Source organism: Robbsia andropogonis, from assembly GCF_034047095.1.
GTDB classification, from domain to species: Bacteria; Pseudomonadota; Gammaproteobacteria; order Burkholderiales; family Burkholderiaceae; genus Robbsia; species Robbsia andropogonis.
Window position 1 is genome coordinate 3,512,724 of record NZ_CP139170.1, and the last position, 12,483, is coordinate 3,525,206.

The window sequence follows — 12,483 nt, forward strand, 5'->3', positions numbered from 1 at the left end:
GAGTTCACTATATTGGCTTGGTATCGGAAGATATCCTACGCGGAAAGACGCACATTCTGGGCGTGTTTCGGTGGCTGGGCATTGGACGCCCTCGATCTGCAGATGTTCAGTCTGGTCATTCCGGCCATCATCACCGAATGGGCGGTCACCAAGATTCAGGCCGGTGCGATCAGCAGCGTGACCTTGATCGCGTCCGCACTGGGGGGATGGATCTGCGGCGCGGCGGCAGACCGCTATGGCCGCGTACGCGTGCTGCAATGGACCGTTATCTGGTTTTCCCTGTTCACCCTTTTCTCGGCCTTCGCTCAAAACTACACCCAACTCCTCATCTTCAAAGCCTTGCAGGGCTTTGGCTTCGGCGGAGAATGGGCTGTCGGCGCGGTTTTGATGGCCGAAGCGATTCGAGACCAGCATCGCGGCAAAGCGATGGGAGCCGTACAAGGCGCGTGGGCAGTCGGCTGGGCAGCCGCGGTCCTCGTTTATACGGTGGTCTTTTCGTGCATGGTGCCCCACATCGGCTGGCGCTTCATGTTTGGTCTGGGTATCGCACCGGCGTTGCTGATCCTCTATATCCGGCGCAGCGTCCGGGAACCGCGCCGACAAGCACCCGCCGCGTTGCCGATATGCGCCCCGTCCGGATGTCGTGCACGCGTACAACTCGGCGTAACGCCACTGCTTGCCATCTTCTCGCCGGACATGCTTCGCATGACATTGGTCGGCGGCTTGCTGGGCATCGGTGCTCATGGGGGATATGCCGCACTGACGACGTGGTTGCCGACTTATCTCGAGACGGAGCGGCACCTGACGGTAATGGGAACCGGTAGCTATCTTGCCGTCATCATCGTCGCCTTTTTCTTTGGCTGCCTCGCCGCCTCGGTCATGCTGGACCGCATTGGTCGACGCGGCACCATCCTGCTATTTGCCGTCGGCTGCATTATCACCGTGATGGCCTACATGTTCCCGCCACTGTCGAATCAGGCCACGCTGGTCCTGGGGTTTCCGCTCGGCTTCTTCGCGGCAGGCATTCCCGCAAGCATGGGTGCCTTGTTCAGTGAGTTATATCCACAAGGCTCGCGCGGCGCGGGTGTCGGCTTCTGCTACAACGTCGGGCGCCTCGTCTCCGCTGGGTTTCCCGTTATGGTCGGTCATCTGAGCGGCGCCTGTTCATTGGGTTTCGCCATTGGAGTGAATGCTGCCCTTGCCTATGCCATCGTCGTGCTGGCGATCCTTATGTTGCCGGAAACACGTGGTCGACATCTCGCCACCGATCGCGCCGCGGTGTAGTCATCGATGATTGCCACGCAGGCGCAACTATTGGGATTTTGCATGGATCAATCAGGCACAGGCGACGAGGATTTGTTAAATTAGTGCCCTTCGCGCCGGCCCACCGTTGTTGTACTGGCGCTGAACGACTTATCGACGGGATCTGAAGGGAGAACACACTGTGTCAGCACGATTGACCCGCGCGCGCCGGACAGGCGCATTGCTGCTGGCCTTGGCCGGCGCAGGCGCGACGGCCGCGATGGCGGCACCCGGCGCCGACGCGGCCATGCGGCACGGCAGCAACGCCCGGGACCACCATGCGGCAGCAAAGTCACTGACCGTTCCGCAAATCCAGGTGTGGACCCAAAATACGATCCGCTATCAGTGCGATGGCCGGAAATCGCTTACCGTTCACTATTCGAATGCCAAGAATGAACAGAGCTTCGCGTTGCTCAATGTGAAAGACCGCGACATGCTGTTCGTCAATGTGTCGGCCGCATCGGGCAGCAAATATGTCGCGGGCCAGTACAGTTGGTGGACCAAAGGGCCGCAGGGCACGCTACGCGACGATTTCGCAGGCGATAACGGCACCGATCTGCTAACCAACTGCAAGGCCCAGCAGTAAGACCGGTGCCGTGGCGCTTTTTCGCCGCGTCACCAACGTCGCCGCACCCACACTTTCCAGCGCAATAGGTTGCCCGCGGCTGTCCACGCGCTCGCCGCGCGGGAACAATGCTGGGCCGCTCCTCCATCAGGGCACTGGATCCGAGTTCCTGACCATCGCAGGGCCCGGTGTCCGGCACGCGCTGGCTTGGCTGTCGTACCTTTCGATGACACCACCGCATGTGACCGGCTCGGGCATAAATTTTGAAGCTCAGGTAAATTGAAATGGCTGGAACAGCCGTTTGCACGCGCACCTTCTATCCCGGCGGGCGTTGCCAACACCTGTAATTGCCATTTACGCAAACTTTTAGAGCCTTTTCCGTGCCTTTGCAGCCATCGTCTCCGAAATTACCCGCTATGGCAGCGGCATTGCCGCCTGCCTCGGAAGCCCGCGGCGATGTCAACGTGGCAGCAGCGGCGCCAGATGGTCATGCCGCTCCTACGCTGACGCTTGCACCCGAAGCACTGGCCCGGGTGCGTGACGTCCTCGCACGCCGCAAGGTAGGACAGCGCACGCTGATCGGCTTGGTCGGCGAGCCTGGCGCCGGCAAATCGACTGTCGCCGCGGCGCTCTCGGTTGCATTGCAAGACACCGTGGCACTGGCGGTGGTGCCGATGGATGGCTTCCATCTGGCCAATGCCGAGCTGGCGCGTCTGGGTAGAGCCGAACGGAAAGGCGCACCGGATACGTTCGATGCAGCGGGCTACCTCGCCTTATTGCATCGACTTAAGAGGACCCCAGAGCCCGACGCCGGCACAGCGGCACCCATCATCTACGCACCGGCGTTCCATCGGGAGATCGAGGAGGCGGTCGCGGGAGAGATCGCGGTGCCACCTGAAACGCAACTCATCATCACCGAAGGCAACTATCTGCTGCTCGATGAGCCGAACTGGCGCGAGGTCCGCGCAATGCTCGACGACATCTGGTTTATCGCAACACCTCAGCCGCAACGGCATGCGCAGTTGCTGGCGCGACACATGGCGCACGGACGTACCCGGGAAGCGGCGCTCGATTGGATCGCGCACACCGACGAACCCAATGCGCGGCGCATTGCAGCCAGTGTCCAAGCGGCACAGACGGCGGGCATCGATCTCTTCGTGCTGCCAGTAGCGGCCGCATAGGCATCAAGCCCGCGTCACGATGCGGGCGCGGTGCGCAATCCGGCACCGCGCCCGCCTGCAACCGCTTTCATCTCGAAATAAGACCGCGTGATTTCAACCGGTCCTCGTTGAACCACGAACTGGGATCGGTTCCGACTTTAGAAACGATGGAGAATGTTGATGCATACGTCCACTGACCTACCCTACGCCGGTCAACGCGCCGCACCACATACGGGCCGGCTTGTCGGCTGGATTGCGCTGATCGCGGCCCTTGGCGGGCTGCTTTTCGGCTATGACACCGGCATTATCGGTGTCGCGTTATTGGGGCTCGGCCGGCAATTCGCGCTCGACGACACGCTGAAGCAGTTTGTCACCGCCGCATTGATTTTCGGTGCCCTGGTGGGATGTCTCGGGACCGGCCCTATTTCCGATCGCGTGGGACGTCGACGGGCGGTGATGCTGGTGGGTATTATCTTCGCCGTTGGCTCGATATTATCCGCAATGTCGCCGAGCGTGGCGATGCTGATTGGCTCCCGCTTTCTGCTAGGCCTTTCAGCGGGGAGCGCGACGCAGATCGTGCCGATCTACATCGCCGAAGTCGCGCCGCCGCAGCATCGCGGCAAGATGGTGACGCTATTCCAATTGATGGTGGTGTCCGGCATCACTGTTGCCTATTGCACTGGCTTTATCCTAGGCGAGCATTGGCGCGTGATGTTTGCATTGGGGGTCGTACCTGCCGTGATTCTGCTGATTGGCATGGTGTTCCTGCCGGAAAGCCCGCGCTGGCTCTGGATGTCCGGACGAGAACAGGATGCATTCGCGGTCTTGCAGAAAATTCGCGGTCACGCCTCACTGGCACAACAGGAACTGGAAGATATCCGCGGCGTGGCGGAACAGAAGCAAGGCACATGGCGTGACCTCGCCAGTCCGTGGATTCGCCCCGCGGTAATCGTCGGGACCGCAATCGCGATGTTCTCGCAAATCACCGGCAACAATGCATTGATCTACTACGCGCCGACCATTCTGACGCAGGCCGGCTTCAGCGACACGGCTGCAGTACTCGGTGCGGGGTTCAGCACGTTGCTGGTCGTGATCATGACGATCATCGGCAGCTTCCTGATCGACAAGATCGGACGCCGACGCTACCTCCTCTGGACCATTCCCGGGTCGATCGTCGCATTGATCTTGATGGGCTATCTGTTCCAGGGTGCCGGCCCCACCGATACCGTCAGCCGCTGGCTCGCAGTGCTATGCCTAGGTATCTACCTGATGCTGAACTGCGGCGGCTTTGGGGTGTGTATCTGGACCATCAACTCGGAAGTCTATCCGTTGTTTGTCCGAGGCAAAGGGGCATCATTGGGCGCGTTCAGCCACTGGATCTTCGACCTGGCGGTCACCCTGAGCACGTTGTCGCTTGTTCACGCCCTCGGCCCGGCGCATACGTTCTGGTTGTATGCACTGATCTCGGTGGGTGCGCTGGTGTTCATCGTCTTCCTCGTGCCTGAAACGCGCGGCAAGACGCTTGAAGAAATCGAGCATGCCCTGCGGGAACGTCGCTTCTTCCCTTATCAGCAACGAAGAGCGGAACGTGGTTAAGCACTTGCCTGGCCGCATCGGTCAGTCCGTTGGTATAAGACAAAGCCGCTCGCGTCGGGACAGTATCGCGGCGCGATAAGCGCCGGCTCACTTCACTATCGCGAATCGACGAGTACGTCATGCGGACCGGCACCGTCATTTCCCACGCGAGTGGCACGGTAGTTGTAATCGTCATGGCGTACGCGCTTGGCCGTACCTCGTCTCAATGAGCATCCGCGCCCCCATGCGGTCGGGGGAACAACACGCTTTTGCACCTGCTCATAGACAATGAAAAACGCCCTGCAGTAACTATACGATTAGTCTGTCGTTCGACTGACTTTCTATGAGTCGATTTCTTATATAGCATTCCGAACCAATTAGACAACACGACAGTATTCGTAGTGTTGGTAACATTGGGAGAGTGACTATGAGACGAAAATCTGATGCACCTGCTGATCAGCTTAAACAGCAAGGTGTACCTGGCGCGGATGCATCGCAATGGCAGTGGCGGCCCCAAATACGTCACAGTGATTTCGCGAACGTCGTAGTGAAACGCTTGGCACCGGCCGATGATGGCTTGGCGCGGCGGCTTGGATGGCGCTCGGCTACAGTACTCGCTTGCGCAATACTGTCAGTGGCCGGAATCGGAACGGCACAGGCCAGAAACGTCGCGCTGCTCCAGGACGCGAGCGTGACAACGTATTTCTCCCCGAATGGCGGTGCGGTACAGGCTCGGGTCGATCTTATCGACGCCGCCAAAACACGTGTCTTGATGGCGGGATATGGTTTTACCTCCGACGCAATCGCCCAGGCACTGATCGCGGCGCACCAGCGCGGGGTGAAAGTCCAGGTCGTCATCGACAAGAGCAATGTCCACTCGCGGTACTCGAAAGGCATGCAATTGCGGGACGCTGGCGTCGATGTCCGCTCTCATCATGCGTATGCGATCATGCATCACAAGTTTGTCGTCGTTGACGAAAAGGTCGCCTTTGGCTCGATGAATGCGACCGACTCAGGCGAGACACGTAACGCGGAAAACTGGAACGTATTCTCAAACGCCGGCCCATTAGCACGTATCTACGCAACCGAGTTCGAACGCTTGCATGCAAGCGGACGTGTTTTCGAGAGCGAGTGGAAAAAGCCAAAGCGTGACGACGCAGCCGCGGAGACAATTGGACTTCCCAAGGACGTGCCGATCACCGGCAAAGGCATTGACCTGCAATCATGCTGCTGGCCGACCTGCTTCGGCAGAGCTTGACTGAGTCGTCTCCCTTGCCTATGGCTACGCCCACGTGGCTGTCGAGCGCATCAGTGCAGGAAAGTAACGCTTGCATCCCGACGCATTCGGTCCACCCCGAAACATGTACTTTTATCTGTACATGTTAGAAAAAAACGCTAAACTGTACAGGTAGAGACACCGGTTGCACGTTAAGGGAGGGTATATGCGGACGATTCCGTTTACTGATGCACGCGCCAATCTCAAGCATGTCATTGACCAAGTGGTGGATGACGTGGACGTCACGCTCATTACGCGGCGGGACGCACCCAATGCGGTTGTCATGTCGCAAGAACATTACGACAGCCTGATGGAGACAGTGCATTTGCTTCGCTCGCCGGCAAACGTCGCGCATTTGGATCGGTCCATTGCGCAACTCCGGGCGGGCAAGGTCAAGACACAAAAGCTGGAAGAAGGCAGTGAATGAGTGTTCTGAACATAATGTGGACTGCCGAGTCGTGGGACGACTACGTCTATTGGCAGGGGCAAGACAAGAAGACCCTCAAACGCATCAACCAACTCGTCAAGGATATCCAGCGTACGCCCTTTCAGGGCATCGGCAAGCCGGAACCCCTAAAGGCCAACTTGGCCGGTTTCTGGTCGCGTCGCATCGATGACACCAACAGGCTCGTCTACGAGATTGCCGACACGCAGATCAATATCGTATCGTGCCGGTATCACTACTGACGTGCGTTAAAGCTGCTGTCGGCGAGCATAGGGAAATCTGTTCAACGATAAACAGGCAGCAAGCCGTAGCGATGTAAGCGGCCGGTCATCCCATCTAGCGTCCGACATTGGCGTGTAAGAGCATACGTTTCCACGATCATGGAAGCGGGCACGTGTACCCTATAGAAGAGCAGTCCCATAAAGGCAGAACCCGTCGTACCTATTCGCGTGAATTTCGCTCCGATCTGGTCGCACAAAGTCAGCAACTCGGCATGTCGTGCTCCGCACTCGCGATCTCGCACGGCATGAATCCCAATGTACTGCGTCGTTGGATCAAAGAATCTGGGCAGACACCCGCACCGAAGAAGGCAACGCAGCACATTGATACGGTGCCGGCCTTCATCCCGTTGCCAATGGCAGTAACGTCACCTGCGCCCGAGAGCCCCTCGGTGCCGGTGCGCATCGAAGTTCAGCGCAACGGCATCACGATTGCCATTGATTGGCCTGCTGGCCGCCTGGACGACAGCGCCGCCTGGGTGCGGGAGATTTTACGGTGATCCGTATCGACGCCATCTGGCTCGCCATCGAGCCCATGGACATGCGTGCCGGCACCGAGACCGCACTGGCACGTGTGGTCAAGGTCTTCGGCGCCGCACACCCGCACCATGCCTATGTGTTTGCCAATGGCCGAGCCAATCGGATCAAGGTGCTTGTGCATGATGGATTTGGCGTGTGGCTGGCAGCCAGGCGTTTGAACACGGGCCGCTTCGTCTGGCCGCAACGTGGCGTCGGGCAACCATTGCCACTGTCCTCGGAACAACTCGCAGCACTGGTACTCGGCCTACCTTGGCAACGCCTGGGAGAAGACGCGGTCGTGCGTGTCACCTGAAGGACAATCGGCACGTGCGCCAATAGGCGAGGTCCTCTTGCCCTGGCACAATAGCGCCTATGATCGATCCGACACAACTCCAGTCCATGAGCGCAGAAGAACTGCGTGCACTGGCCGTGCAGTTGATATCGGATGTGCGTCACAAAGAGGCCGTCAACGCGAAGCTCACCCACGAGATCGCGGTACTGCGGCGTTTGCAGTTCGCCGCCAAGAGCGAGAAGTTGCCGCCCGAGCAGCGTAGCTTGCTGGACGAGGCAATCGATGCCGACCTGATTGCCGTCGAACACGAACTCGCGCACATGTCCGGGCAGCCGCCGCGCGAGACCGAGGCGAACAAGCCGCGCCGCGCGGCGCTCCCAGCAGCATTGGCGCGCGTCGTTTTACACCACGAACCCGAGTCAACGCTGTGCCAGTGCGGCTGCCAACTCAAACGCATTGGCGAGGATGTCAGCGAGAAGCTGGACTATACGCCGGGCGTGTTCACGGTCGAGCGACACATCCGGGGCAAGTGGGCGTGTGCGAAGTGCGAGACGCTGATCCAAGCCCCCGTCGACGCGCACGTCATCGATAAAGGCATTCCTACGGCGGGGCTGTTGGCCCACGTATTGGTCGCGAAATACAGCGATCATCTCCCGCTTTACCGCCAAGAGCGCATCTTCGAGCGCGCGGGCTTCGCCATCCCTCGCTCCACCATGGGCGCGTGGATTGGCGCATGCGGGGTGCAGTTGCAGCCGTTAGTTGACGCCCTGCGTGCGCAAATTGTTCAGCACCGCGTGCTGCAAGCGGACGAAACACCGGTCTCGATGCTGGTGCCAGGCAAACAGAAGACGCACCGATCCTATCTCTGGACTTACTGTCCTGGCGCGTTCGAGTCAATGAAGGGCGTGGTCTACGACTTCGCTGAGAGCCGTGCGGGAGAACATGCTCGTGCCTTCCTCGGCAACTGGCAGGGCAAGCTCGTTTGCGACGACTTCAGCGGATACAAAGCCTCATTCGCCCAGGGCGTGACGGAAATCGGCTGCATGGCGCATGCACGGCGCAAGTTCTACGAGTTGCACGCGAGCAATAAAAGCCAGATTGCCGAAGAGGCGTTAACCCACATTGGGCAGCTCTACGACATCGAGCGCGAAGTACAAAATCTAGAACCCGATGAGCGTCACGAACGACGACAGAAACGAAGTCGGCCCATTGCCGATGCGCTTCATACTTGGATGCTGCTGCACCGTCAGCAAGTGAGCGAAGGCTCGGCGATTGCCAAGGCGCTCGACTACAGCCTACGTCGCTGGGAAGCGCTCACGCGATTCTTGGACGATAGCCAATTGCCCATTGATAACAACTGGGCAGAAAATCAAATTCGCCCGATCGCAACGGGGCGTTCATTGTGCACCTCCTTCTGAAACCTGGATAAACATTGGGATCTGGCCTTCGACATCGTTGCGACACGGGCGATACTTGCGCGCCAGTGCTGCGGTAACCGCTTCGCTGTGCAGATCGATCGTCCGAATCTGCCATGGGGCATCAGGCACGACCTGCTCGGCAGGCAGAATCCGATCGTTGATCAAACGCCGGATCATGTAGTGAGTGACACCAAGCTCCTTCGCTGCCTCAGACATCGTCAGCCAGTCGCCATCCTTATCTGCCGACTTGTAGGCGTGGATATCGCGGACATGCCGTACAGAGCTGACACGATGTGCGGTCCAGGTCTTGCCCTGTCCTGTGCGTATTCCCATGCGGTTCAGTGATGCAGCAATGTCCTCGTCGGACCATCGGGTTACCATGCTGCGAATAACCGCGAGCGCTTCGTCTGACGTACTGCAGCCATGCTCGCCAGTTCGCGGCCTGCGAATCCGTAGCCGGGAATGTTGACCGCCTTGCCAGTGGATCGTCAGAATGATTTCGCGTGTAGCCTCGTCGACGTCGGCAACGATATCGACGATGAGCGCGCGAACAAGCTGTTGACGTGTGCGCATGGCGACGCTCGGTGCATTCCACGCAGCATGAAGATCTTCGGCGAGCTTCGTAAAGTCAGGCAGGGGAGCCTGCGCCTTTGGTGCAGTCACCGTCTCCACGCGCGTCTGGCAGGCCTGTACACGACGTAATGCCGCTTCCCAGTTCTTCTCCAGCTGCGCGGCAATCAGGCGGTTCTCGGGATCACAGGCGGCGTAGCGCCGCTCAGCCAGCGTGGCCTCGTACTGGGCCTGCTGCAGTTCGAGTTCCACGATCTGTTGCTGCTCGTTCAGGGTATCCATGTGCATTTGCTCAGCCTGTTGTGCCGCTTCGATCGCCAATGGCTCCACGACGCGCAGAAGCTCCTTGCTGACAGTCGCATCGATACGGGAACCACCGAACCTCATACATCGCGCTGACGTGTCGAAGCGGTCACACCGGTACACGGCCTGCGGGATACGTCCAGCGTAGGCCACCGACAGGCGACGTCCACAGCGTGCGCAGGCAAGCAGGCCAGCGAGCAGCGCGCGGCCACCACGACCGGATTTTACGTCGCCCGCCTTGCCGTAAGCATTTGTCGCGAGCTTCTTCTGGTTGCGTTCAAACTCCGCCCAGTCGATGTAGCCTTCGTGGTGTTCCCGGAGCATGACGTCCCAGTTCTCAAACGGCTTGCGGTGCTTGTAGCTCTTGCGTGCCCGGCCTTCGACGATCGTCATCTGCTTGCCGCTCTTGCCATACGCGTAGACACCAGCATAGAACGGATTCTTGAGCACCGAAATCACGTTACGGTAGCGTATTGGAGTCCAGTCGACCCGCGTCAGCGTCCGGCCGTCAGAGGGGCGCGGGAAGTGGACCTGTTCAGCGTTCATCGACAGCAGAACCTGCCGCGCGCTGCCCAGTTGCCGGAAACGAGTAAAAATCAGGCGTATGACTTCCTGCAACCGTGCGTCTGGATCGAAACCCAGACCAACATCACGATGCCAGATATAGCCGACCGGCACGCTGATACGTAATTCACCACGGTGTGCCTTCTCTCGTTTGGCGTCGTGCATGCGCGTTCGAAGCACGTTGAGTTCGAATTCGCTGATGCTGCCCTTCATGCCAAGTAATAGCCGGTCATTTGCCCGGCAAGGATCGTACACACCGTCAAGGTCGATTACCCGCGCTTGAACGAGACCACAGAGCTCGAGCAGATGATGCCAGTCGCGTCCATTGCGGGCAAGGCGTGAGGCGTCCAGGCAAAGCACTGCGCCGACATCGCCTGCACACAATAACGCGACCAGACGATCAAAGCCCGGTCTCGCAACTGTGCCGCTCGCCGAGCGTCCCTGGTCGTCGTCGATGACTTCGACGTCGCGAAATCCATGTCGCTTTGCTTCCTGCACGAGGTCATACTGCCGGCGCCGGCTCTCGAGGTTCAGTTGGACCTGCGTTCGGCTGGACTGTCGGACATAAACTACCGCCTTGCGTTTAAGAAGATCTGCGGGCAAACGATCATCATTCGTCATCGTTACGCCCCTTCGCAGTCGGGATGCCCGCCGCCTGCATCAACAGGCATGCGAGATGCCTGAGCGTGTTTGCCCGTTGCACCGCGTTCATCCCCTGAAGCTCGACCGCGTCGAACATCAGGTTCATCTGGGGCGGCATCGACCGCGATAACTGTTGACCTGCTGGAACGACGTTTGGCAGATTGCCCATTGCGTTTCTCCCGGACGTTGGTGGAACCGTCCGGAGAGTTTCCCCGCAAATGCAGATCGACCAGCAATTGATGCAGATTATGCAGTGTCGCTACGGTAACTCTCGGTTCGCCGAGAACCATCGCTGAACAAATCGCGGCATCGAGCATCCATCCCGCGATCATCCTGATTACACCGGGGTCCGCCTCCACATGGACGACCTGACCTCCGCCGCGACGCTCGATGTCTTTAACCTTGACGCGACGCCCATACAGCGGATGCCAACGATAATGAATCTCGACTTCCTGCCCGATATGGGCAGAATGAACGGGAAATTGTCGTGGGACGCAAGGGCTGGTTATTTGCCGACACAGTCGACGGTGCGAACGCGAGCGCCAACCTTTACTCGCTGGTAGAGACCTGCAAGGCGAATGGGATTGATCCCTATCGTTACCTGGTTTGGCTATTCCAGCGATTGCCATACGCGAGCAATGCGGACGACTACGCCGCACTCATGCCATGGAGGTTGGCATCAACCCTCGAATGAAGATCCGCGCATCGCGGCGATCCGTCACCCATTGAGGGGCGTCCTTCATTGATCGCTTACCTCTAATGGATCGTTGGGCAACTCGAATCCGTGAGCACGGATTATAGCACTAGCCGTTTCGATAGCGCTCTTCGAAGCATAAGCATCGGCCATCTCAGAGCCCGTACAGTGCCGCCGACCCGAAAATACGTACGGAAGGGTATGCGCGATTTTTGCAACTGCTTCGCCACGGTCCGGATTCTGTTGCTCTAAAACCTGCGCAGCGGACTCCAGCGTATATCGTGTTTGCTCGACCAACATATGCGCGTGACTTTCGACGCGAACCGTGAGGGCCTCAAGCTCGGCAATACGTCGATCCTTGTCCGCTAGTTCTGTTCGCAATTGGGCTACTACGTCACGATGGCGGGATGTAGTCATCAACATCGCTATTTTTCCTATACTTTACGAGGACCCTGACGACCCGCATTTTAGGCCGCGTCGCCCACCTGAATAAGAGACACGGCGTAACGTTTTATTCAAGCATCTAGCGTAGGGAGTGTCCGCCGCTGTGTCCCGCGAAGGTGGGGCGCAGCGACAAGTTGGTGAGTTGACTTGTCCGTTGTTCCCCAGGCCTCTACTCCCTATTCGATGTGGACAGGCTCGATATCAACACGGCCCCGCACGACGTTTTATGACCGTCGAAAGCGACTGCCTTTCCATCAACAATAAAATTTGGATCGCCTTCGACGATGACGCAATGATTGTGACCCTCTATCGGACATTCGCATTCGTCGCCGACCCTGGCAACCGGACGCGCCATTACCTTGCTGTCGGCCGCACCTGTCAACACCTTGCCGCCATGGCTAGTCGCGTCTCCTACCCGTATCACGCCTCGCATTGT

General features: G+C 58.9%; 12 protein-coding genes and 2 pseudogenes. 11 read left to right on the forward strand and 3 right to left on the reverse strand.

Features of this window, described 5'->3' with window-relative positions; translation table 11 throughout:
- Positions 1-9: 9 nt before the first annotated feature.
- The 10 genes and pseudogenes from SJQ66_RS28845 to tnpC all read left to right on the forward strand — a co-directional run.
- On the forward strand, positions 10-1,284 hold the full coding sequence (locus SJQ66_RS28845; RefSeq protein WP_320535398.1) for an MFS transporter: 1,275 nt from the start codon (positions 10-12) through the stop codon (positions 1,282-1,284).
- Between the two features lie 199 nt (positions 1,285-1,483).
- A complete protein-coding gene (locus tag SJQ66_RS28850) occupies positions 1,484-1,888 on the forward strand; it encodes an MliC family protein (RefSeq protein ID WP_236693660.1) in 405 nt (134 codons plus the stop codon).
- A 395-nt stretch (positions 1,889-2,283) separates the two neighbouring features.
- A complete protein-coding gene (locus SJQ66_RS28855; protein WP_320534844.1) occupies positions 2,284-3,048 on the forward strand; it encodes a nucleoside/nucleotide kinase family protein in 765 nt (254 codons plus the stop codon).
- Between the two features lie 159 nt (positions 3,049-3,207).
- On the forward strand, positions 3,208-4,623 hold the full coding sequence (locus SJQ66_RS28860) for a sugar porter family MFS transporter (RefSeq protein ID WP_024905626.1): 1,416 nt from the start codon (positions 3,208-3,210) through the stop codon (positions 4,621-4,623).
- 406 nt (positions 4,624-5,029) lie between these two features.
- Complete coding sequence (locus tag SJQ66_RS28865; RefSeq protein WP_024905625.1) at positions 5,030-5,860, forward strand: phospholipase D family nuclease; 831 nt, start codon at positions 5,030-5,032, stop codon at positions 5,858-5,860.
- Positions 5,861-6,044: 184 nt separating this feature from the next.
- Positions 6,045-6,305 (forward strand): type II toxin-antitoxin system Phd/YefM family antitoxin, encoded by a 261-nt coding sequence (locus SJQ66_RS28870; protein ID WP_024905624.1) that lies wholly within the window; start codon positions 6,045-6,047, stop codon positions 6,303-6,305.
- Positions 6,302-6,565 (forward strand): Txe/YoeB family addiction module toxin, encoded by a 264-nt coding sequence (locus SJQ66_RS28875; RefSeq protein ID WP_024905623.1) that lies wholly within the window; start codon positions 6,302-6,304, stop codon positions 6,563-6,565. The genes SJQ66_RS28870 and SJQ66_RS28875 overlap by 4 nt, the downstream gene beginning before the upstream one ends.
- 152 nt (positions 6,566-6,717) lie before the next feature.
- The gene (locus SJQ66_RS28880; protein ID WP_253463807.1) at positions 6,718-7,101 is read left to right on the forward strand and encodes a transposase; all 384 of its coding nucleotides are present in this window, start codon (positions 6,718-6,720) and stop codon (positions 7,099-7,101) included.
- Positions 7,098-7,433 carry an IS66 family insertion sequence element accessory protein TnpB gene (gene tnpB / locus SJQ66_RS28885; protein WP_176026082.1) on the forward strand — a complete coding sequence of 112 codons (336 nt, stop codon included), beginning with the start codon at positions 7,098-7,100 and terminating at the stop codon, positions 7,431-7,433. Before SJQ66_RS28880 ends, tnpB begins: the two co-directional genes overlap by 4 nt.
- Positions 7,434-7,492: 59 nt before the next feature.
- A pseudogene (gene tnpC, locus SJQ66_RS28890) lies at positions 7,493-8,812 on the forward strand (IS66 family transposase); the annotation flags it as partial.
- Here the strand turns inward: tnpC and SJQ66_RS29835 are convergent.
- Positions 8,810-10,888 carry a recombinase family protein gene (locus SJQ66_RS29835; protein ID WP_320533729.1) on the reverse strand — a complete coding sequence of 693 codons (2,079 nt, stop codon included), beginning with the start codon at positions 10,886-10,888 and terminating at the stop codon, positions 8,810-8,812. The pseudogene tnpC and the gene SJQ66_RS29835 sit on opposite strands and share 3 nt — an antisense overlap.
- The gene (locus SJQ66_RS28900) at positions 10,878-11,078 is read right to left on the reverse strand and encodes a hypothetical protein (RefSeq protein ID WP_320533730.1); all 201 of its coding nucleotides are present in this window, start codon (positions 11,076-11,078) and stop codon (positions 10,878-10,880) included. Before SJQ66_RS28900 ends, SJQ66_RS29835 begins: the two co-directional genes overlap by 11 nt.
- Before the next feature lie 306 nt (positions 11,079-11,384).
- Between SJQ66_RS28900 and SJQ66_RS28905 the strand changes: the two are divergent.
- Positions 11,385-11,603: pseudogene (locus SJQ66_RS28905) on the forward strand (transposase domain-containing protein); the annotation flags it as partial.
- Positions 11,604-12,216: 613 nt separating this feature from the next.
- On the opposite strand, the gene SJQ66_RS28910 reads toward SJQ66_RS28905, so the two are convergent.
- Complete coding sequence (locus SJQ66_RS28910) at positions 12,217-12,480, reverse strand: PAAR domain-containing protein (RefSeq protein WP_320534845.1); 264 nt, start codon at positions 12,478-12,480, stop codon at positions 12,217-12,219.
- Positions 12,481-12,483: the final 3 nt, after the last annotated feature.